The 26408-nt window shown below is 57.9% G+C and carries 21 protein-coding genes and 3 pseudogenes; 14 read left to right on the top strand and 10 right to left on the bottom strand.

From position 1 onward, the window contains the following. Positions 1-125 precede the first annotated feature (125 nt). Complete coding sequence (locus FZ934_RS20540) at positions 126-983, bottom strand: ferritin-like domain-containing protein (RefSeq protein WP_246737991.1); 858 nt, start codon at positions 981-983, stop codon at positions 126-128. Between the two features lie 208 nt (positions 984-1191). On the opposite strand from FZ934_RS20540, the gene FZ934_RS20535 reads away from it, so the two are divergent. From FZ934_RS20535 to FZ934_RS20495, 9 genes and pseudogenes are all read left to right on the top strand, one after another. Further along, positions 1192-3405 (top strand): 4Fe-4S binding protein, encoded by a 2214-nt coding sequence (locus tag FZ934_RS20535; protein WP_432443659.1) that lies wholly within the window; start codon positions 1192-1194, stop codon positions 3403-3405. Between the two features lie 47 nt (positions 3406-3452). Then, positions 3453-5372 (top strand): TAT-dependent nitrous-oxide reductase, encoded by a 1920-nt coding sequence (gene nosZ, locus FZ934_RS20530; RefSeq protein ID WP_153272769.1) that lies wholly within the window; start codon positions 3453-3455, stop codon positions 5370-5372. 11 nt (positions 5373-5383) lie between these two features. Then, positions 5384-6745, top strand: a complete 1362-nt coding sequence (locus FZ934_RS20525; protein ID WP_246737989.1) for a nitrous oxide reductase family maturation protein NosD — start codon at positions 5384-5386, stop codon at positions 6743-6745. Continuing rightward, positions 6742-7662 carry an ABC transporter ATP-binding protein gene (locus tag FZ934_RS20520; RefSeq protein ID WP_153272767.1) on the top strand — a complete coding sequence of 307 codons (921 nt, stop codon included), beginning with the start codon at positions 6742-6744 and terminating at the stop codon, positions 7660-7662. Before FZ934_RS20525 ends, FZ934_RS20520 begins: the two co-directional genes overlap by 4 nt. Then, positions 7659-8486, top strand: coding sequence for an ABC transporter permease subunit (locus FZ934_RS20515; protein WP_153272766.1), 828 nt, complete (start codon positions 7659-7661; stop codon positions 8484-8486). The genes FZ934_RS20520 and FZ934_RS20515 overlap by 4 nt, the downstream gene beginning before the upstream one ends. Then, complete coding sequence (locus FZ934_RS20510; protein WP_153272765.1) at positions 8483-9049, top strand: nitrous oxide reductase accessory protein NosL; 567 nt, start codon at positions 8483-8485, stop codon at positions 9047-9049. The genes FZ934_RS20515 and FZ934_RS20510 overlap by 4 nt, the downstream gene beginning before the upstream one ends. Then, positions 9036-10033 (top strand): annotated as a pseudogene (locus tag FZ934_RS20505) (FAD:protein FMN transferase). Before FZ934_RS20510 ends, FZ934_RS20505 begins: the two are co-directional and overlap by 14 nt. 119 nt (positions 10034-10152) lie before the next feature. Then, a pseudogene (locus FZ934_RS20500) lies at positions 10153-10416 on the top strand (plastocyanin/azurin family copper-binding protein); the annotation flags it as partial. Positions 10417-10642: 226 nt separating this feature from the next. Continuing rightward, positions 10643-12388, top strand: a complete 1746-nt coding sequence (locus tag FZ934_RS20495) for a putative bifunctional diguanylate cyclase/phosphodiesterase (protein ID WP_153272763.1) — start codon at positions 10643-10645, stop codon at positions 12386-12388. A gap of 37 nt (positions 12389-12425) precedes the next feature. Here FZ934_RS20495 and hemA read toward each other — a convergent pair whose 3' ends face one another. Next, entirely contained in the window at positions 12426-13640 is a 1215-nt protein-coding gene (gene hemA / locus FZ934_RS20490) for a 5-aminolevulinate synthase (protein ID WP_153272762.1), read from the bottom strand. A 187-nt stretch (positions 13641-13827) separates the two neighbouring features. Here hemA and FZ934_RS20485 point away from each other — a divergent pair, with 187 nt between their 5' ends. The 5 genes from FZ934_RS20485 (at position 13828) to FZ934_RS20465 (ending at position 17332) form a co-directional block, all read left to right on the top strand. After that, the gene (locus tag FZ934_RS20485) at positions 13828-14130 is read left to right on the top strand and encodes a hypothetical protein (RefSeq protein ID WP_153272761.1); all 303 of its coding nucleotides are present in this window, start codon (positions 13828-13830) and stop codon (positions 14128-14130) included. Beyond that, the gene (locus FZ934_RS20480; RefSeq protein ID WP_153272760.1) at positions 14127-15728 is read left to right on the top strand and encodes a methyl-accepting chemotaxis protein; all 1602 of its coding nucleotides are present in this window, start codon (positions 14127-14129) and stop codon (positions 15726-15728) included. Before FZ934_RS20485 ends, FZ934_RS20480 begins: the two co-directional genes overlap by 4 nt. 115 nt (positions 15729-15843) lie before the next feature. Next, complete coding sequence (locus FZ934_RS20475) at positions 15844-16608, top strand: heme ABC transporter permease (RefSeq protein ID WP_153272759.1); 765 nt, start codon at positions 15844-15846, stop codon at positions 16606-16608. Further along, positions 16605-16766 carry a heme exporter protein CcmD gene (gene ccmD / locus FZ934_RS20470; protein WP_348649114.1) on the top strand — a complete coding sequence of 54 codons (162 nt, stop codon included), beginning with the start codon at positions 16605-16607 and terminating at the stop codon, positions 16764-16766. Before FZ934_RS20475 ends, ccmD begins: the two co-directional genes overlap by 4 nt. Then, positions 16763-17332 carry a DsbE family thiol:disulfide interchange protein gene (locus FZ934_RS20465; protein ID WP_153272757.1) on the top strand — a complete coding sequence of 190 codons (570 nt, stop codon included), beginning with the start codon at positions 16763-16765 and terminating at the stop codon, positions 17330-17332. Before ccmD ends, FZ934_RS20465 begins: the two co-directional genes overlap by 4 nt. Before the next feature lie 554 nt (positions 17333-17886). On the opposite strand, the gene FZ934_RS20460 is transcribed toward FZ934_RS20465, so the two are convergent. The 8 genes and pseudogenes from FZ934_RS20460 to FZ934_RS20425 all read right to left on the bottom strand — a co-directional run bounded on the left by FZ934_RS20460 (position 17887) and on the right by FZ934_RS20425 (position 26398). Then, positions 17887-18564 (bottom strand): CBS domain-containing protein, encoded by a 678-nt coding sequence (locus tag FZ934_RS20460; protein ID WP_153272756.1) that lies wholly within the window; start codon positions 18562-18564, stop codon positions 17887-17889. Positions 18565-18638: 74 nt separating this feature from the next. Further along, positions 18639-19139, bottom strand: a complete 501-nt coding sequence (locus FZ934_RS20455) for a cytochrome c-type biogenesis protein (protein WP_194273859.1) — start codon at positions 19137-19139, stop codon at positions 18639-18641. After that, positions 19030-20804, bottom strand: a pseudogene (locus tag FZ934_RS20450) (heme lyase CcmF/NrfE family subunit). The gene FZ934_RS20455 and the pseudogene FZ934_RS20450 overlap by 110 nt, the downstream one beginning before the upstream one ends. 320 nt (positions 20805-21124) lie before the next feature. Continuing rightward, on the bottom strand, positions 21125-21577 hold the full coding sequence (gene ccmE, locus FZ934_RS20445) for a cytochrome c maturation protein CcmE (protein WP_153272755.1): 453 nt from the start codon (positions 21575-21577) through the stop codon (positions 21125-21127). Continuing rightward, positions 21574-22698 (bottom strand): c-type cytochrome biogenesis protein CcmI, encoded by a 1125-nt coding sequence (gene ccmI / locus FZ934_RS20440; RefSeq protein ID WP_153272754.1) that lies wholly within the window; start codon positions 22696-22698, stop codon positions 21574-21576. The genes ccmE and ccmI overlap by 4 nt, the downstream gene beginning before the upstream one ends. A gap of 78 nt (positions 22699-22776) precedes the next feature. Beyond that, the gene (locus FZ934_RS20435; RefSeq protein ID WP_153272753.1) at positions 22777-23496 is read right to left on the bottom strand and encodes a response regulator; all 720 of its coding nucleotides are present in this window, start codon (positions 23494-23496) and stop codon (positions 22777-22779) included. A 134-nt stretch (positions 23497-23630) separates the two neighbouring features. Beyond that, complete coding sequence (locus FZ934_RS20430) at positions 23631-25544, bottom strand: methyl-accepting chemotaxis protein (protein ID WP_153272752.1); 1914 nt, start codon at positions 25542-25544, stop codon at positions 23631-23633. Positions 25545-25729: 185 nt separating this feature from the next. Beyond that, positions 25730-26398: a Crp/Fnr family transcriptional regulator gene (locus tag FZ934_RS20425; RefSeq protein ID WP_153272751.1), complete on the bottom strand. Its 669-nt coding sequence runs from the start codon at positions 26396-26398 to the stop codon at positions 25730-25732. Positions 26399-26408 lie beyond the last annotated feature (10 nt).

The raw sequence follows: 26408 nt of genomic DNA, 5'->3' as shown, positions 1-26408 counted from the left end.
GTGAACGGATGGGCAAGCCTCACCTGCGACGCTTAAAGGTCGGCCGGTCTCAGCGGAGGCCACTGTGGGATGCGTCTCAACAGACGATCAGGCGTCAGCGTCAACCGTCGCAAACCTGAGCCAACCTATGTGGGCGAATATCCTCGGAGAACTCCCAGACAATGGATCAACTCCGCAGCGAAGGCCCTGCCACGCGAAGCATCCAAGTCCTGCTTGGCTTGGCTTCCTAGATTTAGATAGTAGTCCACCAGCATTTCGCCCAACGCGAGGGGAGACCCAAGCGCGGATCGCGGAAAGCTTGCTGGGGACGCGGGCCCCTCAAGTGGAGCCCCTACTAGAGAAGCCAGCCGCAACTCCGCCTGCCGTGAGAAAGATCGCAACGCCGTTTCCTTGCCAGCTTCGGTTTCGGATGCTGCCAGCGTATCAAGATGGTGCTTCAGTTTGCGCTCGAGGTCGGGCAGGCTGCCTATAGTGACGTCGATGTTCAGGCCCCGCTCGGTGTGAAATGCTCGCCTGCGTTCTCGTCGCAGTGTTGCGACATGTCCTAGCTCTTCTCGCGCCATACGCTCGGCTGCTTCCCGTATTTCTTCAGAGTGCGCGTGTGCTGAGACGTAGGTCCAGAACACGAAGGCGCGCTCCTCATTCCTTACCGCCATTGAAAAGGCCCGATAGGCGCTTAGAAGATCGGGAGAGACGATCCCGACGCCTTCGTCCTCAAACAGTTCGTTTGGACTTTCCGGTGCCTGGCTAGGAGTCGAGAAACCCAGCCCTTGTCGCCACTCGTCGACCTTGCTGAGGTGACTCAGCTCCTCTGCGACCAGAGTGTCAAAAACGCGTGCCAGATCTGGTCGCTCCAGCGATTCCATCCTCCGAGATAAATCCAGGTACCCGTCTATCGCCTCCTGCTCCATTCGAGCCGCGAGCGCCAACAGTTCGGCGAGAGAGGCCAGTTTCCATGGCTCGCGAGTGGTTGACATGTCCATTCCCTTTCTTCTCGCAAGCCTGCGGCTTTCGCGGTTGTTGTTTGACGCTTTGAGCCTGCGCATTTCACCGGAAAATCATCATCCTTGGTTGATCTTGATCAAATAACACATGGTTTTTCTCCGTATATGTTCTCACCGCGAACGCACCGAAGGGCTGAAGGACGCGATGATAACAATACAAAAAGGCGCAGACATTGGCCGCATAGCTATGTTCTTCATAGCGGCAATGGGTCTTCTCGCAGCTTTCGCGGCGCCTGCAATGTCGGCGGGCCAGCTACCGTCCTATCTCGAGAAGATTCAACCAAGCGACCTGTTTCAGGGTGCTGATCGGTTCGGCAACCCAGAAGGCGAGCCTCCGATCGCGCCAGTGTACCGCGGGCCTGACGTGCTTGGTTATGCCTATCTAAATTCGGACTTCACCAATTCCACCGGCTATTCTGGCAAGCCTATCCATATCGCCGTGGGGATCGACACAGCAGGCGTTGTGCGAGGGATCAAGCTGATCGATCACCATGAACCGATCGTGCTCATCGGCATTCCCCAGGCCAAGGTGGTTGCAGCACTAAATTCCATCATCGGGAAAAATCTCGGCCGCGTAGCTGTCGGCGAAGAGCGGCCGCCGCAGGTCGAGATCGTAAGCGGTGCAACCGTGACAGTCCTCGTCATGGGCGACAGCGTCATCCGCTCCGCGGTCAAGCTTATTCGAAGTGGCAGACTTAATCCCGCGGACGCCGGAGGCGTACAAAAACAAGCAGACGTGAAGACCCTGGATCTGACGAAGACGGACGTCAGCGACTGGCAGACACTCTTAGGTGACGGGTCTGTGCGAAGCCTTCGGTTAACTGTTGGCGAGGTCTCCAAGGCCTTCAATGATGCCGGCCAGCCCGACGCAGCGTCGCATCCGGAAACGACCAAACCGGACGACCGCTTCATTGATCTTTACGTGGCACCGGTGAACGTTCCGTCGATTGGCAAAACCCTTCTGGGAGATGCAGCATATGCCAGGCTTCAAAGCCGTTTGCAGCCTGGCCAGTCTGCGATCCTGGTCGCTGGCGACGGTGCGTATTCCTTCAAAGGTTCAGGCTACGTCCGCGGTGGCATATTCGATCGAATCGAGCTCTTACAGGACGGACAGGGCCTCCGATTCCGCGATCGCTACCATACTCGTATCGCAGCTCTCGCACCGGCTGACGCGCCCGCGTTGAAGGAGATCGCGCTGTTTGTCGTTGCGCCCGAATATACGTTCGACGTGACTGAGCCATGGGAACTCCAGCTTCTGGCACAGCGCAGCAGCACCGGTGCACGCGACAAAGCAGTCATTCCCTTCAATCTTGGATATGCGTTGCCATCGAAGTACGTCACGGTGACTAAGGCGGCCACTCCGGCTCGGGCGATCGTCACCCCGACGGTCGTCCCCCTAGCGGAGACAACAACGCAGGCATCAGACGAGCAGCCGCTTTGGATCAGCATCTGGACTCTGAACCGCGTCAATATCGGGATCACCGGCGCCGCCCTTCTCGTTCTGACCGCAATCTTTTTCTTCCAGGACTGGCTAGTCAAACGTCCAGTTTTGTTTGCGTGGGTGAGGAACAGCTATCTTGTCTTCACGCTCGTGTGGCTTGGCTGGTATGCGAACGCCCAACTATCCGTAGTCAATGTTCTGACCTTCACCAACGCGCTGATCACAAACTTCAGTTGGGAGTTCTTTTTGGCGGCGCCGCTGATCTTCATTCTGTGGGCGTCGGTCGCGGCCGGCCTGCTATTCTGGGGGCGCGGTCCTTTCTGCGGGTGGCTCTGCCCCTTCGGAGCGTTGCAGGAATTGCTCAGCAACATCGCAAAGCGCCTGAAGGTGCCTCAGGTCAAGCTTCCCTGGGGGCTGCACGAACGGCTCTGGCCTATCAAGTACATCATCTTTCTCGGACTGTTCGGACTGTCGTTCTACTCGATCTCGTACGCCGAGATGGCGGCGGAAGTCGAACCGTTCAAGACAGCAATCATCTTGAAATTTTTCCGCGATTGGCCGTTCGTCGTCTTCGCCGGGGCCCTGCTCATCGCAAGCCTGTTCATCGAGCGCTTCTATTGCCGGTACCTTTGTCCGCTCGGCGCTGCGCTTGCCATTCCCGGACGAATTCGAATGTTCGAATGGCTGAAGCGATATCCGGAATGCGGTTCTCCGTGCCAGCGCTGCGCGAAGGAATGTCCCGTGCAGTCCATTCATCCCGAGGGGCAAATCAATGTCAACGAGTGCATCTACTGCATGCATTGCCAGGAACTTTATCATGATGACCACCGCTGTCCGCACATGATCCAGGTACGGCTGAAGCGCGAGAAATTTATGGCGCTCTCCACACCGGAGTCGCGCGGCGAGAAACCACCGAAAACCGTCGTCACCCACAACGGGAAACCCATCGAAAGAGCTTAAATCGGCGCGCGGCGTTCCAGTCGCGGCCACAACTGAGGAAGTGAAACATGTCAACGGAAGACACGCAGCCACGTTTCAACAGACGTCAGCTTCTCGGGACCACGGCACTTGCTGCGGCCGCCGGAGCTGCAGCAGCAGGCGGTGCCCTTAACTTCTCTGGCGCGCTCGCCACGCAAGCAATGGCCGCGGAAGGACGCAAGCAGACCTGGGAAGTCAAGCCGGGAGAACTCGACGAGTACTACACGTTCTTCTCTAGCGGCCAGTCTGGAGAAATCCGGATAGTTGGCGTGCCTTCGATGCGCGAAATCATGCGCATTCCGGTGTTCAACCGCTGCAGCGCAACGGGTTGGGGACTGACCAACGAGAGCCGCAAAATCTTGACCGAAGGGCTGCTTCCCAGGACGGTCGAATTCCTCAAGGACCAAGGCGGCGTCTACCACAACGGAGACCTTCACCACCCCCACCCATCCCAGACGGACGGCACCTACGATGGGCGTTATCTCTACGCCAACGACAAGGCCAACACTCGCGTCTGCCGCATTCGTCTGGATGTGATGAAGTGCGACAAGATCATCGAGCTGCCGAACCAGCACACGGTTCATGGTCTTCGTGTCCAGAAGTACCCGAAGACCGGCTACGTCTTCTGCAACGGTGAAGACGGCGTTCCGATCCCGAACGATGGCAAAATCCTGGACGATCCGAAGGCCTATCAGGCCGTGTTCACCGCGGTCGATGGCGAAACAATGAAGGTCGCATGGCAGGTCATCGTCGATGGCAACCTTGATAACGTCGATGCCGACTATCAGGGCAAGTATTGCTACTCCACCTGCTACAATTCCGAAAACGGCGTGAACCTCGAGCAAATGATGGCGAAGGACCAGGACTGGGTGGTCGTCTTCAACATCAAGCGCATTGAGGAAGCCGTCAAGAACGGAGACTTCAAGGAGATCAGCGGCGTCCCTGTCATCGATGGACGACATGGTTCGAAATACACCCGTTATATTCCGGTCTCGAACGGGCCCCATGGCATGAACACGGCGCCTGACGGGATCCACGCCGTGGCTGCAGGCAAGCTGTCCCCAACCGTAACCGTCTTTGACGTGCGCAAGTTCGACGATCTCTTCGACGACAAGATCAAGCCGCGAGATACCGTGGTCGCGGAACCGGAACTCGGTCTCGGTCCGTTGCACACGGCCTACGACGGCCGTGGTAACGCCTACACCACGCTCTTCATCGACAGCCAGATCTGCAAATGGAACATCGAAGACGCCAAGCGTGCCTTCAAGGGCGAGAAGGTCAATCCGATCCGGCAAAAGCTCGACGTCCACTACCAGCCGGGCCACAACCACAGCTCAATGGGTCAGACGAAGGAAGCTGACGGCAAGTGGCTCATTTCCCTGAACAAGTTCTCGAAGGATAGATACCTCAACGCAGGACCGCTGAAGCCCGAAAGCGACCAGCTCATCGACATCTCCGGCGACGAGATGGTCCTTGTACATGACAACCCAACCTTCGCAGAACCGCATGATGCGACGATCGTTCACGCATCGAAAATCAACCCGGTCAGCATCTGGAGCCGCGATGATGCCTTCTTTGCCGACGCGGTGGCGCAAGCGAAGAAAGACAACATCGACCTCCTGACGGATTCTCAGGTGGTCCGGGATGGCGACAAGGTGAGGGTCTACATGACGTCGTCGGCACCCGCCTTCGGCCTGGAATCGTTCACCGTCAAGGAGGGAGACGAGGTCACCGTCTACGTTACGAACATCGATGAAGTCGAGGATCTTACGCACGGCTTCGCGATCGTGAATTACGGCATCAACATGGAGGTCGCTCCGCAAGCGACTGCCTCGGTCACCTTCAAAGCGAGCAAGCCAGGCGTCTACTGGTATTATTGCTCGTGGTTCTGCCATGCGATGCACATGGAGATGAAGGGTCGCATGTTGGTCGAACCGAAGACGATCTGATGCGACAAGTTATGACACTCACGATGGCGGCCCTCTGGGCCGCCATCGCTGCCACCGCCTCAGCCGCGGATCGCTTTGTGTCGCCGTCGGAAGGTCCGAGTTTAGTCGAGGCTGTCGCGCAGGCGGTGTCGGGAGATAGGATCATTCTCAGATCGGGCCGCTACCAAGGGCCCCTGACCCTGAATAAGCCGGTGGTCCTCCAAGGATCCCCAGGCGCGGTCGTAGTCGGGAATGGCAAGGGAACGGTCGTAACCATAAATGCTGCGGACGTCACCTTGCGTGGTCTTGAGATAAGAGGATCCGGCTCAAACCTGGAAACGATGGACTCTGGCGTCTTTGCGACCGAGGCGGCCACCGGCGCTGTCATTGAAAATAGCCTGATCTCAGAGAATCTCTATGGGATTTACATTCACGGTGCGAAGGATTCCGTTACCCGCGGAAATCGGATCGTCGGGATCAAGGAAGGCCGGCTCAGCGAGTCTGGAAACGGCGTAACGGTCTGGAACGCTCCTGGCGCGAAAGTTGTTGAGAACGACATCAGTTTTGGGCGCGATGGCATCGCGACAAACGCCAGCAAGCGGAATGTCTTTAGCAAAAATAACTTTCACGACCTACGTTTTGCAATTCACTACATGTACACAAACGACAGCGAGATTAGTGGCAACGTTTCGTGGGGCAATACTGTCGGGTATGCGATCATGTTTTCGAACCGCCTCAAGATCATCGACAACGTCTCCGACGGTGATCGCGATCACGGTATCCTGCTGAATTCAGCCAACAGTTCCTTGATAGAAGGCAACGTCGTACGCGGACGATCACAGCCTGCAAGCCGTTGGGCGTCTGCCGGCGCACGGGCGTCTGCGGACGAGATACCTGCGGAAGCGGCGAGCCCCATTGCTGCGGGAGATATCTCGGGGTTCCGCCTTGGCCCTGAAAAATGCGTATTCATCTACAATGCGAACAAAAACAAGCTCGTCGACAACGAGTTCAATGGCTGCGCGATCGGCATCCACTTCACGGCCGGTTCGGAAGGAAACACCATGAGTGGTAACTCCTTCATAAACAATCGCAATCAGGTGAAGTATGTCGGAACTCGCTACCTCGATTGGTCGGCCAACGGTCGCGGCAATTACTGGAGCGACAATCCCGCGTTCGACCTCAACGGCGACGGTATTGGCGACAATCCCTACCGCCCCAACGACGTGATGGACAAGGTTCTGTGGACATCGCCGCAGGCCAAGCTTCTCGCGACCAGCCCTGCCGTCCAACTGATCCGGTGGGCGCAAGCTCAGTTCCCGGCCTTGCTTCCTGGCGGCGTGATAGACAATCACCCCTTGATGGTGCCTCCCGCGCCTTCTGGAGCTTTAAAATGACAGAGCCGACCGTCGTCGTATCCAAAATCGCCAAACACTACGGAAACGTGCAGGCAGTAAGAGATGTTTCTTTTGCGCTTAACGAGGGCGAGATGGTGGCGCTCGTCGGCCATAATGGGGCTGGAAAAACCACCTTGATCAAATTGATGCTCGGTCTCATTCGCCCCTCAAGCGGGAGTATCAGGGTGATGGGCGAAGACCCAGCGTCCGGCGCTGTCGCTGTGCGTCAGAGACTTGGTTACCTCCCGGAAAGCGTTTCATTCCACAACGCGTTGACTGGTCGGGAAACTCTCGCATTCTATGCGAAGCTGAAGCAGGTGCAGGGATCCGATACCGTGGGTCTGCTGGAGCGCGTCGGGCTCAACGCGGAAGCGGCGGGCCGACCGGTTCGTACGTATTCGAAAGGCATGCGTCAGAGGCTAGGTCTGGCGCAAGCCCTGCTGGGGCAGCCTCGCCTTCTCCTTTTGGACGAGCCGACGAGCGGCCTCGACCCAGCATCGCGTCGCCGGTTTTACGACCTGTTAGCGGAACTGAAATCGAAAGGTGCGGCCATCCTTCTCTCCTCGCACGCGCTTACGGAGCTAGAAGACCGCGCAGATCGGTTGCTAATCGTCAACGAGGGCGTGGCCGTTGCAGATGGAACCATGGACGATCTTCGAGGACTAGCACGTTTGCCGACGCACGTGCGCGTCACGCTTGCAAACAGTCGGGCTGTCGAGAGACTTAAAAGCGAGAGTTTCGGCTGGAAAGAAACGGTGCCGGGCACGCTTGAGGCCATAGTGAGCAACGAAGAAAAGATTGAGCTTCTCCGTCACGTAACCGTCGTCCCTGGCGACGTCGCGGCACTCCACATAATCGAGCCCACATTGGATGACCTCTATGCTCATTTCCTGAGCGCTGGAAAGAGAGCGGCATGAGAAACGTCCTGATTATAGCCTCAAAGGAAATCCGCGAGGGGCTGCGCAACAGATGGGTCCTTGCGACAACGCTTCTTCTCGGCGCACTCGCGTTGACGCTTTCTCTGCTTGGAAGCGCTCCGACCGGGAATGTTGGTAGCGGCCGGCTCGACGTCGTCATCGTAAGCCTTTCCAGCCTCACGATCTTCCTCGTGCCGCTGATCGCGCTCTTGCTTTCCCATGACGCCATAGTCGGCGAGATGGAAAGAGGCACCATGCTGTTGCTTTTGAGCTACCCCGTTGGACGAAACCAGGTCCTGTTGGGAAAATTTTTCGGCCACATCGCCATTCTCGCATTCGCAACACTGATCGGCTACGGCGCGACAGCGATCATGCTTGTAGCGACAGGAAACACTATCGATGCCGCAAGCTGGTATGCCTTCTTGGTTTTGCTCGGATCGTCGATACTCTTGGGTGGCGTATTCATTGCGGTCGGATATCTCATCAGCGGTCTGGTCAGCGAGCGAAGCACTGCAGGCGGGGTAGCCATTGGCGTTTGGCTGCTCTTTGTCGTGATCTACGACACGGCGTTGCTCGGGGCATTGGTGGCCGCCGGAGGACATGCCCTACCAGCGGGCGTGCTCGACGCTCTGCTACTCATTAACCCCACGGACGCCTATCGGATGCTCAACCTCGGATCGGGAGGCGCCCGAGCACTGTCGGGCATGGGTGGCGTAGCCGAATACTCGGCACTTGGACCGACTGGCTTGGTAGCAGCGCTTGCCGCGTGGACCGCCGGTCCTCTGGTACTGGCTTCCCTGACGTTTTCTAGGAGAGAGCTATGAAAAACCTGATCACGATAATGATCTTCCTTTCGTCGCTGTTTCTGAGCGGTTGCGAAGAAAAGAAGGAATCGCCACCGCCGGCTCCCGTCGCGCTCACGAAGGACGCAATAGGCAGGTATTGCGGAATGAACGTCCTCGAGCATGCGGGACCGAAGGGTCAAGTCATCCTGGACGCCAAGGTGGGAGAGCCCATCTGGTTTTCTTCAGCACGTGACGCTCTTGCGTTCACAATGCTTCCTGAAGAGCCGAAGGATTTTGTCGCCATCTACGTCTCCGACATGGGCAAGGCGCCGAGTTGGGAAAAACCGGGCGCCGACAACTGGGTGGACGCTCGGAAGGCGTTTTACGTGATTGGCAGTTCTCGTCGTGGAGGAATGGGGACAGAGGAGACGGTGCCGTTCTCGTCAGAAGACGCGGCTATCGAATTCGCGGGAAAAAATGGTGGTCAGGTGGTGACGTTCGACGACGTTCCTCGCGACTACGTACTTGGAAGCGGATCCGACGCAGGCGAGCAGACGCCGAGCGACTCATCCGTAATATCGGAGGCACATGACCATGGTTAGGATGTTCAGCCGACGTCGAGCTATTTTAATCTTCGCCGCAGTGGCCGGCCTGCCTCTTCTAAGAGACGCGGAAGCAGCCGCGCCTCCAACGACGTGGGAAGGCCAAGCTCTCGGCGCGCCAGCGCGCCTTCTTCTTAACCATCCGGATCCTGCGGCTGCCTCACGCCTGGTCGAGCTTGTCGTGGCGGAAGTGGCCCGACTCGAGAAGGTCTTCAGCCTTAGCCGAAGCGACTCGGCGCTTTCCGAATTGAATAGGGTGGGTGTTCTTGCCGCTCCTCCACTGGACCTTATAACTTTGCTTCAAAGCAGTCGCAGCATTTGGGAGACGACCGGCGGCGCGTTCGACCCCACTGTGCAACCGATTTGGAGGCTATATTACAATCATTTCTCCTCTCAGAACGCCGATCCATCGGGTCCAAACATAGCCGAAATCGCAAAAGCTCTTTCGACTGTCGGTTTCGAGCGGATCAAGTTCAATCGGGATCGTGTCGTTTTAGGCTCTTCCGCGGGGCTGACGTTCAACGGCATCGCGCAGGGGTATATCACCGACCGGATCGTTGACCTGCTACGCAATGCGGGCGTCACTAGCTGCCTTGTCGATATGGGCGAGGATCGGGCCATCGGAACCCGTGCGGACGGGACTGCTTGGCAGGTCGGTCTTGCGGAAAGCGAAAACGACGAACACCCAGACCAGGTTCTCGAAATAATTGACAAGGCCGTTGCGACCTCAAGCAGCAGCGGATTTGAGTTCGACGAGGCAGGTCGCTTCGGCCACATTATCGACCCCGGAACGGCATCACGCCGCGACTTTACCGGCGTGTGTCCGTGGTGGCAGACGACGCGACCCGCGCGGACGCCTTGGCTACCTCGTTCTGCCTTATGCAGGAAAGAGAAATTCGGGCGGTCCTTGAAAAGGGACCCGACCTGATGGTCGATCTTATAAGCAATGAAGGGGTTCACGCACGGTTCGGAAACTCTGCCTGATCGGACCCGCAACTTAAGCGGCATTCGCAGCCGAGTACCCAGTTTCGATCGATGGCAGCGACAAAGTCAGTCATCGATCTTTGTTCCAGAGGAAAAGTACGGAGGAGAGACTAAATGAAATTTTTGAGAACTGGAGTTTTCGCTGCGCCAGTCGCAGTGATTCTAGTTCGGTTGCTGCAGCCGATTTCGAGGTGCATATGTTAAACAAAGGCGCCGACGGCGTCATGGTGTTCGAACCACTTCTGACGAAAATCCAGCCCGGCGATACCGTTACCTTCGTTCCTACCGACAAGAGCCACAACGCTGAGACTGTCAAGGACATGATCCCAGATGGCGCCAAAGCCTTCAAGGGAAAGACCAACGAGACCGTCAAAGAGACATTTTTGACGGCTCCCGTTGCGACTTGTCGCGCATCGCATCTCCGGTTTGGATGATCCGCAAACGTCAGGTAAGGGCGAAGCAGACCGCCATCCTCTTCGCATCTGCTAGCCGTAGGCGTCGCCTTCGGCTGACCATTAAATCACTGCGTCTCTCCGGATAGCGAAGGGCATTTCAAGGTTTGCTAATCCTTTGACGCTATTATTTTCGCAAGTCTAGCAATGGTGCACGATGACATTAGTTGATTTGGAATTGCGCAAGAACGCGATGGCGACCCCAGAGGAATCGATGGTTTCTCCGCGTCCAAAGCGAACAGTCGGATTTGACGCAATCGCCGCCGCTAACTTCGCCGATGCCACCACACTTACTATCATCTCTGTGGACTCGCGCGGAAACATCAGATTTGTCAATCGCGCTGCGGCGGATCTGTTTGGTTACGAACGAGAGGCGATGATAGGCCGTCCGGTTGAAATAATCATTCCCGAGCGCCTTCGCAGCGCTCACGCGCGAGGGTTCGCCCGCGCTATGGCAGGAGCCGAGTTGAATCTCGGAGGAAAGGCCGTCGAGGTCTACGCAATCCGTAAAGATGGAAGCGAGTTTCCGATAGAGCTCACACTATGCGCCTGGCACGATGGAGTCGAAATGGGAGCCGGCGCAGTCATAAGGGATATTTCTGAACGTCGCGAGCGTGACAGCCGGCTGTTGAGACTAGCCAGCCAGGATACCCTGACGGGCCTGCATAACAGGGGTCGGTTCGTTGACTTCCTTAAGGAGACCGTCCCGCATCGATCGGCACTGGTGCTGATGATCGACATAGACGGGTTTCAGGACGTCAATGACACCCACGGCCACGCGACAGGCGATTCATTGCTGCAGTCAATCGCAGTCCGACTCCGTCATCGGCTCCCTCCCGCTGCCCAGGTCGCTCGATTTGGTAATGATGAGTTCGCGGTATTTGTGCAGAATACATCCGAACAGAAAGCTGTTGAGGAACTGGCCGGGATTGTGATGACGGCATTTTCAATGCCCTTCGAAGTGAATGACCAACTGTTGGACGTTAGCGTCAGCATAGGAGGCGCCACATACCCCCGTGACGGCGATGATGCAGACGAGCTTCTCGCCAGCGCCGATCTAGCCCTTACCAAGGCGAAAAGCTTGGGTGGCAGATCGTTCCAGGTTTACGAACCAGCCCTGCGGAGCGAGGCTGGGGCTCGACGCGCTATGAGAGATGAACTCCGTCTTGCCCTCCGCGCCGGCCAGCTCGTCCTTCACTACCAGCCGCAAGTGGATATCGAAACTGGAACCATCTTCGGGGTCGAGGCGCTGATCCGTTGGCAGCACCCCGAAAAAGGATTGCTCCTTCCTAGTGCATTTCTTCCCGCGTTGGAGCAAAGCGCGCTCGCACTTGAGATTGGATGGTGGACTCTTGATGAGGCTTGCGGAACAGCGGCGATGATGAACACCCTGAGCACACAGCCGATCAAGATGGGCGTCAACCTCTTTCCTGCTCAGCTCCGCGCCCCTTATCTTGGTCGCAAGGTCTCTGAGGCCCTTGAAAAACATCGGCTCGAAGCGACTCTGCTTGAGATCGAGGTCACGGAAACGATCGCTCTCACCGATGACGACCGGTCTCTTGAGGCCATGAACACGTTACGTGACATCGGCGTTGGAATAGCTTTTGACGACTTCGGCACCGGTTATGCATCTCTCAGTTCGCTCCAGCGATACCCGCTCACGACCTTGAAGATTGACCGCGGATTTGTCTCCGAGCTGTCGACAAAGCCTCGTGACGCCGCCATCACGCGGGCTATGATTAGGATGAGCCTCGAAATGGGGATCGAGACGATAGCTGAGGGTATCGAGACTTTTGAACAAGAAGCGTTCCTGCTATCGCTCGGCTGCACCGCGGCGCAGGGCTACAAGTATGGACGACCAATGCCGTATGAGGCCCTTGCCAACCTTCTTTCGAAACGGTGAAGAAGAAGCCACAACGCGGCTGCGGATTTCCGAGGGCTTACGCTACTTGCCTTGCGAGTGCGCAACGAGACCAGAGCGAATGCAGCGCGCCGACAAGATGCTCAATATCGGCATCCGAATGCTGCGGCGTCGGCGTGATGCGCAGACGCTCGGTCTTCTTCGGCACCGTCGGATAGTTGATGGGCTGGACGTAGACCCCACAATTGTCGAGCAGCAGATCCGAGATCCATTTGCACTTTGCGGCGTCGCCAACCATGACAGGCACGATATGGCTGGGGTTCGGCATGTGTGGAATGCCGCTCTTGTCGAGCAGCAAGCGCAGGGTCCGCACGCGCTCCTGATGGCGGGCGCGTTCGAACTGGCTCACCTTCAGGTGCTGAATCGAAGCGACCGCGCCTGCGGCAAGTGCCGGCGGTAGCGAGGTCGTGAAGATGAAGCCTGACGCGAAGGACCGGATGAAATCGCATAGTGCCGAAGATGCGGCGATATAGCCACCCATCACGCCGAAAGCCTTGGCAAGTGTCCCTTCGATGACCGTGATCCGGTCCATCAGTTTTTCTCGCTCCGCTATGCCGCCGCCGCGCGGGCCGTACATGCCGACGGCATGGACTTCGTCGAGATAGGTCATCGCGCCATACTTGTCGGCGATGTCGCAGATTTCCTTGATTGGAGCGATGTCCCCATCCATCGAGTAGACGGACTCGAACGCGATTAGCTTCGGCGCCTTCGGATCAGCAGCCGCGAGCTTGGCTTCGAGATCCTGCACGTCGTTGTGCTTCCAGATCACCTTCTCGCACTTGGCGTAGCGAATGCCTTCGATCATCGACGCATGATTCAGCGCGTCAGAGAAGATGATCATACCGGGGATCTTCGAACCCAGCGTGCCCAATGCCGCCCAGTTCGAGACATAACCGGACGTGAAAGTGAGAGCGGATTCTTTCCCGTGTAGATCGGCGAGTTCGCTCTCGAGCAGAACGTGGTAGTGGGTCGTGCCAGAGATGTTCCGGGTGCCTCCCGCACCCGCGCCACAGTGATCGATGGCGTTCTTCATCGCCTCGATCACCTTGGGGTTCTGGCCCATGCCGAGATAGTCGTTGGAACACCAAACCGTAACGTCTTTCGGACCGTCTTTCGTGTGACGCGTCGCACGAGGGAAACCGCCGCGGTGGCGCTCGAGGTCGGCAAAAACGCGATAGCGGCCTTCCGCGTGAAGACCTTCCAGTTCGCTTTTGAAAAACGCTTCGAAATCCATGCATATGCTCCTTGCGATCGATCAACGCAGCAGTATCCCCCTGAACGTTGATCTTATTTGATCTGCGTCAAGGTCGGACCAAAAAACATCCCTCCTTCGCAAATGTTTGCAGCAGCCAAGCTCGCCCTAACGAGTTATTAAGGGCCGAACCCTAGATTAGGGGTCGATCAACATCGGTGGAATCGACGTGCAGCCTGCTTACCGCAATGTCTTAGCGTTTTCCGGCTACATGTTTCTAGTTTCGATCGCCGTTGCGTTCCCCCACGGTCACTATGTCCTTGTCGTTGCCGACCCCAGAAGCAGCTCCCGCGAAACCATTGACTTGATCGGTAAGGCAGATGGCTCGCTGGTGGCATTCGGTCGAACGTCTTGGATGGCGGTGGCCTATTCAAGAACGGACGGCTTTGCGACGCGATTGATGAACGCCGGCGCGATCCTCGTCCTCAATCACTCGCTGGCCGTGGGCTGCCAGCAGAAAGACGCTCCATGAATTCTTTGGACACGCTGCGGCTGAAGGCTTCGCCGGCCATCGTTTCGCTTCTCTGGTTTAACGCTGCGGTCATGCTTGTCCTGGAGGTCGCATCGGGGATGAAGATCGGCTTTCTTCCGATCGCCGGGTCAGCGCTCGTGGCCCTTGTGGCCACGCTTTCATGGCTTCGGGATCGAGCCGGACCGTCGACGCGCCTCACGACTTCGATGGCCCATGCGGCTAGCGTTGCGCTCATGGTTTCCGAGTTCGAAGGTTCGCCGCTCCAGATCGACATGCATATGTATTTTTTTGCGTCGCTGGCGATCTGCGCCGCTTGGATCGATTGGCGCGCGATCGTAGGCTATTCGGCGATCGTGGCCGGCCATCATCTTCTGCTATACTTCGCGATACCCCAAGCAGTCTTTCCTGGCACATCTAACATCGACCGTGTTCTGCTTCACGCAGTGGTTCTCGTACTTCAGAGCGGCGCGCTCATCGCACTCACCCAGTCCGTCATGTCCGCCTTCGCGGCTTCGGAAGTCGCTCTTTCGTCAACACGCCTTGCGCAGGAGGGCGAGCGCGAGGCCACGCGACGTGCGAAACTGGCCGATCTGGCCGCAGATGACGAACGGGCTAGGGCCGACGCGGAACGGCAAGAAGCTCAGCGGCGCGTCGAACACGCCGTGACAGTTCTGGCCCGCGCCCTTGACGATCTCGCAGCGGGAGACCTAACGACCCGTATTCCGGACAACTTCTCGGGTGATCTCGAAAACCTTCGCGCCTCCTTCAATCAGTCGGTCCAGGCACTTGAGAGAACTGTGGAGGCTGCCTCTAGCGTGACCTCCACGGTCCAGTGCGGCGCCAGCCAGATCCAGGACGCCACTTACGACCTGTCGGTCAGAACGGAGAGGCAGGCGGCTTCGATCGAAGAGACGGTGGCTGCTCTGGAAGAAGTTACCGATGCGGTTCAGCGCACGAGTCAGATCGCATCCAAGGTCGGGCAGCTTGTGGAGAAAGCGAAGACTGCGGCGAGCGAGTCTGGGCGCATCGTCACCAGCGCCGTTGACGCGATGGAACGTATCGAATCCAGTTCGCGCGAAATCCGCAACATCATAGGCGTCATCGACGAGATAGCCTTCCAGACAAACCTTCTCGCCTTGAATGCAGGGGTCGAAGCCGCCCGCGCCGGAGACGCTGGAAAAGGATTCGCCGTGGTGGCTCAGGAAGTCCGCGAGCTTGCGCAAAGAACCGCGCAGGCCGCTCGCGAGATCAAGGTACTGATCAACACTTCAACCTCACATGTTCAGAACGGCGTAGACCTCGTGGACAAGGCGGGCAGTGCCCTGGGCGCAATCGCCGAGGAAGTTTCGGAAATCAGTGTACACATGAACAGCATTGTTATCGGCGCCCGCGACCAAGCGACGGGGCTTGGAGAGATCGGTCAGACGATTTCGGAGATTGATCGTAATACGCAGCACAACGCAGCAATGGTTGAAGAGTCCACGGCCGCGACTGCAGCTCTCTCACAGGAGGCAAGCAGGCTTGAGCGCGTAATGTCGTCCTTTTCGACCGGACACCGCCGGCCAGGCACAACTGGACCGGCAGCGCGGGCCGCCTGATAGGAGTGGTGGGAGGCGGCGTGCCCCTTCCCAAACTTCGGGTCCACTGGCGCTTTGACGTCTTCTTTGATCAAGGTCAATTATCTTAGATGCGAGGCACGATAGTGGTGTCCGCATGAAGTTCGTTTCCAAGTTCTCCAAATCTCTTAGTGCCCTTGCACAGCCTTCTCGCTTCGTCGCGCTTGCTGACAGCGTTATCCCCGCGCTGGCGGGGACGACTTTGGTTGCCTTCACATTCGGGCTATGGTTGAGTTTCACTACCGACGTGGACTATCAGCAAGGCGAAACCGTAAGGATCATGTACGTACACGTTCCGGCGGCCTGGATTGCTATGCTCTGTTATAGCGTCATGACGATGAACGCCATTGGCTCGCTTGTCTGGAGGCATCCCCTTGCAGACGTCGCTGCGCGCGTCGCCGCCCCGCTTGGAGCAGCCTTTACCTTTGTCTCGCTACTGACGGGAGCTATATCGGGTAAGCCGATGTGGGGGACGTGGTGGGTATGGGACGCTCGCCTGACATCGATGTTCATACTCTTCATCATGTATCTCGGGATCCTCGCCATCAATCGGGCGATAGATGAGCCTAATCGCGCTGGCAGGGTGACAGCCGTATTAATCGTGGTCGGCTTCGTGAACATACCCATCATCAAGTTTTCAGTCGACTGGTGGAACACTCTCCATCAGCCCGCCAGCGTACTACGGCTTGATGGGCCGGCGCTCGACATGGAGTTCCTTCGGCCCTTGCTTACGATGGGTTTCGCGTTCGCGTGTCTTTTTGCGACGCTCTACGTGGCGTCGATCCGAAGCGAGATATGGCGTCGAAAGCTAATTTCACACTACCGGCTTTCAGCACGCGCCGCCGCGCATAAGGATGGATGAAAATGAATCACGAAGCCTATGTTCTGGCCGCGTATGCAGTTACTGCTATCGTCCTCCTGGCTACCTCAGCGAAGGTCTGGATTAAAGGAAGGTCTTTCCGACGTCGGGTGTCGGCGCTGGCTTCGGTACGCGCAAAGTCAATCGGGAGAGAGAGTTGATCGCGGGCCGCCGCCTGGCTGCTGCGATACCGCTTGTCGTGTTTCTCGGCTTCGCGGCTGCTGTTGGCAACAATCTCTACCGCGAGGCACAGGATGGATATTCGCCAACGGCGCTGCCATCCGCGCTTATCGGCGCGATCCACCCTCCATTGGCCCTGCCAAGGCTGGAGGAAGGTCTCTCGGCTTTGAGCGAAGACGTCATCAAGGATAGCGTGACGGTCGTGAACGTGTTCGCATCATGGTGTGTACCATGTCGTCAGGAACACCCTTTGCTCATGCGTCTCTCTTCGGACGCAAGGGTGAAGGTGGTTGGTATCAACTACAAGGACGATGCAAAGGACGCGACCGCGTTCCTGCAAAGCGAAGGCAACCCTTACGCAGCAGTCGGGACTGACCGATCAGGACGTCAGTCGATCGAGTGGGGCGTGTACGGAGTTCCTGAGACGTTCGTGCTCGACAAGGCCGGACGCATCGTTTTCAAACATGTGGGGCCCCTCGACCAAAGGGCGATCGCGAACGAACTTCAGCCTCTTATCGAACAGTTGTCGGCGACGGGTAATCCTTGATTCAGCGCCCAGACGGCGCGGCATGCCTTAAGTATTCGTGCCGCTACCCGCTTCAAGCGGGCTGAACCAGTAGCTGGCTTCGGAGCGCCCTTGCCTCCTTGCAGAGGACCTGGCTGGTCGCCAGAGGTGGAGAGACCGATACGCTTCCGAGTTCTTTGAGCCCGCTCAAAGACAAATAGATCGTAAGATACGATAGTCGGTGCGCGGGTCGGGAGAACACTTCCGTGTCAAGTCGGGGAAACCTTGGCAGAGGCCTGGTCTTGTGGGAGCGCAAGCCCGACAGGTCTCCTCGCTTTTCATCCCGACGACGGTTTCGCACAGCCGCCCATGGCTTTCGGCAGTCGTTCCCTTTTCGTTTCACGGCTTGTTCGCAAGACCAGCAAATCCACAATAGCAATTCGGATTATGCAGTGAAAGTAGAGAGTTGTGAGCAATCAATCGATCTGCCTCCACTGCCTTCACGTCAAAATACCCCGGAACATCGTGGCAACGACGAACAGAGAGCTAGCGTTTTCCACAGATTGTCCACAGGCCTCGTCGCAGCCAGTCCGATGCTAGCTGGTTCGGGTCTCCTCCGCGGCGATCTCGATCTGGTCGCGGATTGCGCCTACGCCAAGTCCTTCGACGAGGCTTCGAACTGCCTTGCGCTTTAGCTCCGACTCGACCTGCCCCTCAAGTGTGACGTGTCCATCCTTGACAGTGACCTGCACCTTTTGGGGAGTCAGCCCGAGATCGGATCTAAGGCGGGTACGCAATGCAAGTCTTATCGAAGCGTCTCCCCGCGGCAGGATCGTCACAGGCGCATCGATGATGAGTGGTAAGATATCCCGCCTGCTGACGATACCGATCAGCTTTCCGTCCTCAACGATCGGCAAACGCTTGATCCGATGAGTCTGCAGGCTTTCGGCGATGTCGGAAATCTCGCTATCAGGACCGGCGACGATCACGTCCTGGGACATGACGTCGGCGACCGACCACCCATTGCTGTTGATATACCGTTCGAGATCAAGCTCCGAAATGATTTCCGGTGATCGCGCCGGTCGCGGAGAAAGCCTTATTTCCCTCCGAAGCAGAAGATCGCCCTCAGTCAGCATTCCGCAGACTCGCCCTTGATCGTCTACCACGGGGAGACCGCTGACATTATTTTGAAGCATGACGGCTGCGGCATGTCGAACACCGGTCGCCGGGCTGATGTGGACTACGTCCCTAGTCATGACGTCCTTGGCCTGCATTTGTCTGCCTCATATTTGGAAGTATTGTATGGTGAGACAGTAATTGGCTGAAATGAACCCCGCTTTGACTTTGATCAAAGATGCGGCGATTTCAATAGCTTCTGGAGTCTTGTTTCCTCTTCCGAATTCAAAAAAGTCCCAGTCGGCCTGCGGGCACTTCGTCGCGAGAAGACCAGCAGTGAGAGGCCGCCGGCGAGAATAAGAACCAGGGGCGATCCCCAGAGCGTCATAGTGCGGACGCTGAAGCGCGGCCTCAAAAGCACGAATTCGCCGTACCGCGACACAATGTAGTTCAGAACCTGCTCATCGCTTTCGCCATGCTTTATGCGGTCACGCACCAACAGCCTGAGATCCCTTGCAAGTTCAGCGTTGGAATCGTCGATCGACTGGTTCTGGCAGACCATGCAACGCAGTTCCGCCGACAGCGTCCGCGCTCGGCTCTCCTTCGCCGGATCTGGCAGCATTTCATCCGGGTTCACGGCGAGAGCCGAGATTGGCAACAACGTTGCCAAGATCACCATCAGCACCTGCACGATACGGCCCCCCGACAACCGAAATTGGCGGGAGCGTCTCATCGCCTTCATTCCGCGGGCTCCATTGCTGCAGCGGCCTTGACCTTGCGCCGGGGCACACCGACGCGTAGGCGCCGGTCGCTGAGCGAAAGCAATCCCCCGAAGCCATGACCAAAGCGCCGCCCCAGATGCAGAGAATGAACGGCTTCCACCACACGCGCACGACGATGCCGCCGTCATTGGTCGGGTCGCCCAGGGAGACATAAAGCTGGCTCAAGCCAAAGGTCAGTATCCCCGCCTCCGTCGTCGGCATTTGGCGCGCACTGTAGACACGCTTCGCAGACCAGACGTCGGCGACATCGACGCCACCTCGGCGGATGCTAAAATGACCGCGATCTTCCCTGTAGTTCGGTCCGGTTGACGGCTGCATGCCGTCGAACTGTAGCGAGTAGCCGCCCGCTTCTGTGGTCTCGCCAGGCTTCATATGCAGCACATGTTCAGTCGCAAAGGTCGAGACCGCGACGATGCCGAGAACGGTGATGCCGAGACCGGCATGCGCAAGCGCCGTACCAAAGGCCGACCTCGGCAGGCCGGTCAGCCTGCGCCAGGCGACGTTCGCCGCCACCTTGCCAATTCCGGCGCGGTACCAGAGATCGGCAGCAGCGCCGAACACGAGGAACAATCCGGCAGCAAGGCCGAGAACGGAAAGAATTGGGCCGCCATGCTCGATATAGAACAAGACAAGTGCGGCAGCGAAAGCGAGGCCCGCGACCACATAGAGCCGCTGCAGGGCCCCAGAAGATCGCCGCGCTTCCATGCGAGCAGTGGCCCGAAGGGCACTACAAGTAGCAATGGGATCATCAGGAGGCCAAAGGTCATGTTGAAGAAGGGCGGACCGACCGAGATCTTGTCGCTAGTAAGGGTTTCCAGCAGCAGCGGATAAAGCGTGCCCGTGAGCACCGTCCCGCAGGCTACGGTAAGTATCAGGTTGTTCAGAACCAGCGCGCCCTCGCGTGAGATCGGCGCAAACAGCCCGCCTGCCGAAAGCAACGGCGCGCGGAAGGCAAAGAGCGACAACGCCCCGCCGATGAAGATCAACAGAATACAGAGAATGAAGACGCCTCGGCTCGGGTCGCTCGCAAAGGCATGGACCGAGGTAAGCACGCCGGAGCGCACGAGGAACGTCCCCATCAGCGAGAGCGAGAAAGTAAGGATGGCCAGCAGGACCGTCCAGATCTTCAGGGCCTCGCGCTTTTCCATGACGAGCGCCGAGTGCAGCAGTGCCGTACCCGCCAGCCAGGGCATGAAGGAGGCGTTCTCGACCGGATCCCAGAACCACCAGCCGCCCCAGCCGAGCTCGTAATACGCCCAATAGGATCCCATCGCGATGCCGAGCGTCAGAAAGGTCCAGGCGGCCAGCGTCCAGGGCCGCACCCAGCGCGCCCAGGCGGCATCGATGCGTCCTTCAAGGAGAGCCGCAACGGCAAAGGAAAAACAGACGGAGAAGCCAACGTAGCCAAGATAAAGGAGCGGTGGATGGATCGCGAGGCCGATATCCTGCAGCACCGGGTTCAGGTCTCGCCCCTCGGCCGGCGCGGGATCGAGACGAACGAAAGGGTTGGAGGTCAGCAGTATGAAGAGGATAAACGCGACAGAGACCCAGGCCTGAACCGCCAATACATTGGCTCGTAGCGTGTTCGGCAGATTGCGTCCGAAGAGCGCCACCATTGCACTGAACAGTGCAAGAATAAGGAGCCAGAGCATCATTGATCCCTCGTGATTGCCCCAGACGCCGGAATATTTGTAGATCAGCGGCACCAGCGAATGCGAGTTCTGCCAGACATTCTCGACCGAGAAGTCTGACACGACATGCGCGTAGGTGAGCGCACCGAAGGAGAAGGCAACGAGGCCGAAGAGAACGATCGAACCAAGCGACGCGACTTCCATCATCGCCTGATCGCGGCGGCGCGCGCCGATGAGCGGAACGACCGAAAGGATGATCGCTGTCGCCAGCGCGAGAACGAGTGCGTAGTGGCCGATCTCGATGATCATTGTTTCGCCTCCGCGTGTTGCCAGAGCCCTTGTTCTTTCAGCTTTTCAGCGACGTCCTTGGGGACATACCGTTCGTCATGCTTGGCAAGTACGGTGTCCGCCGAAAAAAGCTGGCCATCGGCTTCGAACTTCCCTTCAGCGACTACGCCTTGTCCCTCGCGGAAAAGATCTGGGAGGATTCCAGCGTATCGAACATGCACGACCGCCCCGCCGAGATCGGTCACGGTAAAATCAATGTCGGTTCCGGTGCCCCGCTTTATGCTGCCTTTTCCGACGAGACCACCTAGACGAATTCTAGTTCCGGGGTGAACGCCTCCCGTCGCGAGATCCGATGGCATGTAGAAGTAGGCAACGGACTGGCTGAAGGCAAACATAACTAGAAAGACCGCAGCCATGATAAAACTCATGCCACCAGCTATGACTGCGAGCCGTTTCTGCTTTCGCGTCATTGATCCGTTTTCCTTTCGACATCATATCCGCGCGCAGCCGCGATCAACCTGGAACCTTCGTCACTGTTAGCCGGAAAGCTCCCCAGCGCGCGCGCGAGCGCATCTTCCGCGCGAGACTTGTCATGAATGACCCCATATGAAGTGATAAGCTGCAGCCAGCCTTGAAAATTGACCGGATTTCTGGCCAGCTTTTCCTCAAGTCGCGTCAGCATGCCGCGGACCATCTTCGTCTTTTCATCAGCGCCCAGTGCGCTCGCATCCACGACTTGCGCCTCTGTCGGACCACCTGGAACGCCGGCGGTTGGAGTGGCGGACGTCCCACCGTGTTTGGTGACATGGTCGTTCACGAGCGGAAGCCATGGCGCGCCCGCGGGCGAATCCATGGCTAGCGCCACGAAGGCCATTTGCGCATCTTCACCTCTTCCCGCCTGTTCCATGCCTAGAGCGCTATAGAATCTGGCTCGCGGATTTTGCGGGTCGATCGCCAAGGCCTGTTCCAGAACGCTTTTGACTGCATCCGTGACCTTGCCATTTGACGAGGCCAGGAGCGCTTCTGTCAAACCATTTAGCCTGTCAGTACTGGGGCCTTGCAGCCTGATTGCGTTTTCATAGGCGTGGGCAGCGTCTCCGGCACGATCGGTTCTCAGGTAAATTGGCGCAATCACGTCCCACCCGCGCCCGTCGTCCGGCGTTTTCTCAAGATGAGTTTCCGTCTTGCGGATCAAAATGGCGAGATCTTGGCCGGGATGGGCGAGCCTCTCCTTCAACGGGAGCGACGGTAGGTCCGGCGAGCCAACCGCGACGTAAAGGGAGATGCTGGCAAGCGACAGGAAGGCCGCTATGGCTAGTTTCACCTTTCCCAGTGACAAAGGACGACTCTTCCTATCTTCCGCGTCGGATTCTCGAAACAAGCGCCTTGCGGTCTCCGCCCGTGCTAGCTCGTAGTCCTCGACGCTGATCCTACCCTCCGCGCGTTCGAGGAGGAGTTCCGCGATTTGATCGCGGTAGATCCGCCCCGCACTGTTTACCGGCACGACGGCACGACTCGGCGTCGACAAGGGATGCAGTAACACGGCCGTCACGATGCCCGTGATGACCGCGAAGATTATCCAAATAGTCATGTTCAAACGTACTCTGTTGCGAGAGTACAATAGCGCTGTTTCCGCCCCGGACATTGACGGGGATCAATTATCGCGCTGTTAAAGCATACGTCCGGTGAAGACGTAGCCGACGCCCCGAACTGACTGAATCAAAGCGGGCGCTTTAGGATCGGATTCGATCTTCTTGCGGAGCCTCAGGATCTGTGCATCGATTACGCGATCGAAAGCCTCAAGATTTCTGTTCCGGGTGAGCTCCATCAGAGTCTCCCTAGATAATACCCGCCCGGAATTACGAACGAAAACCAGAAGCATGTCGAACTCGCCGGTTGTAAGCGGAACATCATCCCCTTCGGGAGAGCTCAGTCTACGTCGTGGCACGTCAAGACAGTAGCCTTCGAAACGGAAAGCTTCGTCCGCTGGAGCGGATTTTCCAACGGGAAGAACTGCAGCGGCCCGTCGTCGAAGAACGGTTCTCAGGCGGGCGAGAAGCTCACGAAGGTGAAATGGCTTCGCGACATAGTCGTCGGCGCCGAACTCAAGCCCGATGACCTTATCTGTGACGTCGTCCTGCCCCGTCAGCATCAGCACGGGAACGTCGGATTTGCCGCGAAGCTCCTTAAGCAGGTCGAAGCCGTTCTCTCCGCCAGGTAGGACGAGATCAAGAAAAATTGCGACATACTCGTGCTTTGAAAGTTCTGCGCGCATGGCCGCGCCATTTGCGACCGCCGTCACGCGGTAGCCGTTGTCATCGAAATATCGGACGAGCATCTGCCTGATCCGGGCGTCGTCATCGACGACGAGAATACGATCCGGTTCCATATGCCTCCGTCCTGCTGCCTGTGGGCCTCACACATAACGCAGGATTGCAGGCCGCGCTACCACCGGCGGACTTGTAGGTCTGGATTAACCCCTATCGCCCGCGAAAAACGAGACGCGGGCGATAGGGCAGCAGATCAGAATTCCTTCCAGTCGGTCACGGTCTGAGCCCCCGCTGCCGCGCGTCCTAGCGAAGGTCTGAGGATGCTAATATTCCCGCCCAAGCGAAAGACCTGCTCGGGCTGCGGGCCGGCCATGGCGCGCGGAAGCTGGAACGCAGAAATGAATGATCGTAGTTTTCCACTTTCTCCGGCGAGCGTGGCGCTCGCCGCATTTGTCTCCTCCACCATCGCAGCGTTTTTCTGCGTCACCTGGTCCATCTCGTTTACGGCGGTGTTCACCTGCGTCAGGCCAACCGACTGCTCCTTTGCCGAAATGGCGATCGAATCCATATGCTGGTTGATCTTGGCAACATGTTTCTGGATCGTGTCGAGCGCGCTCCCGGTCTCGCGGACCAGTGCGACGCCGCTGACGACTTCCGTCTCCGAGGTGCGGATAAGATCCTTGATCTCACGTGCGGCGTTTGCGGAGCGCTGCGCAAGCTCTCGGACCTCCTGGGCGACCACGGCAAATCCTTTGCCCGCCTCTCCAGCCCGTGCCGCCTCGACGCCCGCGTTCAATGCAAGGAGATTGGTCTGGAATGCGATGTCGTCGATTACGCCAATGATGCTGGATATTTGCCGTGAAGATCCCTCGATCTTCTCGATCGCGTCTACCGCCATCGCGACCACCTGAGCTGAATGCTCTGCGCTCTCCTCTGCTTCCGCGGCGACGCACCGGGCCTCATCTGCGCGTCTGGACGAGTTCGCAACGTTGGCGGTGATCTGGTCGAGCGCGGCGGCGGTCTCTTCGAGAGAGGCCGCTTGCTGCTCGGTCCGCTTAGACAGGTTGTCTGCACTTCGGCTGACCTCCTGCGATCCTGCGTCGATCGCCGCCGTCGCCTGCGAGACCGCAACAAGCGTCTGCGCGAGCTGAGACACAGCGCTGTTGAAGTCGGTTCGCAGCCCTTCAAAATCGGCGGCGAACGGCGCATCAAGAGTGAAGGACAGATCTCCTCCCGCAAGGTGCTTGAGACCGGATCCCAGGCTTCGCGTGGCGGTTCCCATTTCTTCAGAACGCCGCCGCTCGATTTCAGCATTGCGCCGCCGCTCGTCCTCAGTGCGACCGCGAATTTCGTCCGCCTCACGCTCCAGTTCCAAGCCGCGCTGCCCATTCTCCTTAAAGACTTGGACGGCGCGAGCCATGGCGCCGATTTCGTCGCGACGGTCACGCTCCGCCACTTCGGTAGAATAGTCCGCATTAGCAAGGCGGCGCATTGCCTCGGAAAGATCGCTGACCGGAGCCACCAACCATTTGCGCACCCCTGCCAAGCCGAGGAGAAGGAACAACGTTAGACCAACTAGGATTGACGCGACAGTTGTCCAGACAGCGTTCCGGGAGGCGTCTTCCGCAGCATCATCCTTCGCGTCTACGTCGCCGATAAGCCTCTGCGCGACTTCGACCGAGGTCTTGGACACCGACGGGAATTGAGGCTGGCATTGCGTCAGGAATTCGACTTGGGATGCCAGGACTTCTTCAGGCGCGGTGGCGACGAGCGCCTTTTGGATCGAGAGCTTGCACGTCTCGTCGATAATCCCGAGGCCCCGGATTTTGATAGGCCGTAGCTCGTCGTTGCCCGGCAGGGCTGCGATGGCGGTATCAATGAACTTCACGAAGCTTTGGCGCGAAGCCTCCAATTCCGCCATGGCAGACCGGTTCGCGGCCTCGGTCCGCGACATGAGCATGTCGCTAATTGCCGCACGTGCGGTCTGAAGCGATCGGTTCGCGCGCGCGAGATTGATGACGGCGGTTTCCTCGCCTTGCAAAAGGCCCTGATACTGCTTGTCGATCGACAGCATTTGGTAACTCGAGTAGGCGACCGAACATAGGACGAAGAGCCCCACCGACGCGAGAAGTGTAAGAAATTTGATCGTAATGGACAGATGACGCATCGGAACTCCGCAAAACGCTCGCTGATCCTGTCAGCGGATGACATTCCGCGCAGAAAATCTCATGGCATCCCCTCATGTTCTGCCTGTGAAAAAGGGCCGCAACATTGCGGCAACCCCGAAAATAAGGTCAAGACCTTAAAGTACGTTTAAGCGATCTTCATTATTCACCCCCATTTCTGGGGCGCCTAGCACGCGGCGCGAAGACTTGCCACGCTTAGGATAGTTACCGTCCTGCCGTGTACGTTCACTCCGGCATCGGCAAGCGCCGCGAACGCTCGGGACAAAGCTTCGGGAGCCAGACCAAGCTTTCCTGCAAGAATTCGCTTCTGAAACGGCAAGCGGAAGCTGGCCTGCGCGGCGCCCTCCGGGCAACGACCCAGAAAGTAGTTTGCTACCCGTTGCGGCGCGGTCTGCAGCCGGTCTGCCGATATGCAGCGAAACGCTTCACTCAGATGTCTCGACATGATCCGCGCGGCATTGGTCTGGAGGATTGGATGACGACCCGCGAGCTTCCGTAGTTTCATCAGGTCGAAGATGGCGACATCCGTGACATCTGCCGCGCGTGCGGCAGTGACATAGTTTACCCCCTCAGTAAGCAGATACTCCCCAAAGGTCTCACCCGGCTCGCAAATGGAGACGTCAGCCTCACGTCCCGATGCTGCCTCCGTCTTCGTGAGCCTGACAAGGCCGTTAACAACGTAGAAAATCGCGACGGCCAGCTCGCCTTCGGGATGAATCACTTCGTTGTTCGAGAACGTCTTGATGCGGCAAATCGCATCGATTTCAGCGGCCACTTCGGCTGAAACGCCACGAAAAAGTTCTGACTGTCTTACGCTGCGTAACTTTTGAAGCATAGTTTCCTCC

The organism is Rhizobium grahamii (assembly GCF_009498215.1).
Taxonomy (GTDB): Bacteria; Pseudomonadota; Alphaproteobacteria; order Rhizobiales; family Rhizobiaceae; genus Rhizobium; species Rhizobium grahamii_A.
This window is presented reverse-complemented; position numbering and strand designations above follow the sequence as displayed.

Excerpts from the sequence above, each read along its gene's own strand:
- FZ934_RS20515 (WP_153272766.1), top strand. The coding sequence starts at position 7,659 with ATGAGAAACGTCCTGATTATAGCCTCAAAGGAAATCCGCGAGGGGCTG.
- ccmE (WP_153272755.1), bottom strand. The coding sequence starts at position 21,577 with ATGACGCGAAAGCAGAAACGGCTCGCAGTCATAGCTGGTGGCATGAGT.
- FZ934_RS20480 (WP_153272760.1), top strand. The coding sequence starts at position 14,127 with ATGAATTCTTTGGACACGCTGCGGCTGAAGGCTTCGCCGGCCATCGTT.
- FZ934_RS20425 (WP_153272751.1), bottom strand. The coding sequence starts at position 26,398 with ATGCTTCAAAAGTTACGCAGCGTAAGACAGTCAGAACTTTTTCGTGGC.
- ccmD (WP_348649114.1), top strand. The coding sequence starts at position 16,605 with ATGAAAATGAATCACGAAGCCTATGTTCTGGCCGCGTATGCAGTTACT.
- FZ934_RS20520 (WP_153272767.1), top strand. The coding sequence starts at position 6,742 with ATGACAGAGCCGACCGTCGTCGTATCCAAAATCGCCAAACACTACGGA.
- FZ934_RS20525 (WP_246737989.1), top strand. The coding sequence starts at position 5,384 with ATGACACTCACGATGGCGGCCCTCTGGGCCGCCATCGCTGCCACCGCC.
- ccmI (WP_153272754.1), bottom strand. The coding sequence starts at position 22,698 with ATGACTATTTGGATAATCTTCGCGGTCATCACGGGCATCGTGACGGCC.
- FZ934_RS20435 (WP_153272753.1), bottom strand. The coding sequence starts at position 23,496 with ATGGAACCGGATCGTATTCTCGTCGTCGATGACGACGCCCGGATCAGG.
- FZ934_RS20510 (WP_153272765.1), top strand. The coding sequence starts at position 8,483 with ATGAAAAACCTGATCACGATAATGATCTTCCTTTCGTCGCTGTTTCTG.
- FZ934_RS20540 (WP_246737991.1), bottom strand. The coding sequence starts at position 983 with ATGGACATGTCAACCACTCGCGAGCCATGGAAACTGGCCTCTCTCGCC.
- FZ934_RS20495 (WP_153272763.1), top strand. The coding sequence starts at position 10,643 with ATGACATTAGTTGATTTGGAATTGCGCAAGAACGCGATGGCGACCCCA.
- FZ934_RS20475 (WP_153272759.1), top strand. The coding sequence starts at position 15,844 with ATGAAGTTCGTTTCCAAGTTCTCCAAATCTCTTAGTGCCCTTGCACAG.
- FZ934_RS20430 (WP_153272752.1), bottom strand. The coding sequence starts at position 25,544 with ATGCGTCATCTGTCCATTACGATCAAATTTCTTACACTTCTCGCGTCG.
- FZ934_RS20535 (WP_432443659.1), top strand. The coding sequence starts at position 1,192 with ATGTTCTTCATAGCGGCAATGGGTCTTCTCGCAGCTTTCGCGGCGCCT.
- hemA (WP_153272762.1), bottom strand. The coding sequence starts at position 13,640 with ATGGATTTCGAAGCGTTTTTCAAAAGCGAACTGGAAGGTCTTCACGCG.
- FZ934_RS20455 (WP_194273859.1), bottom strand. The coding sequence starts at position 19,139 with ATGAGACGCTCCCGCCAATTTCGGTTGTCGGGGGGCCGTATCGTGCAG.
- nosZ (WP_153272769.1), top strand. The coding sequence starts at position 3,453 with ATGTCAACGGAAGACACGCAGCCACGTTTCAACAGACGTCAGCTTCTC.
- FZ934_RS20460 (WP_153272756.1), bottom strand. The coding sequence starts at position 18,564 with ATGCAGGCCAAGGACGTCATGACTAGGGACGTAGTCCACATCAGCCCG.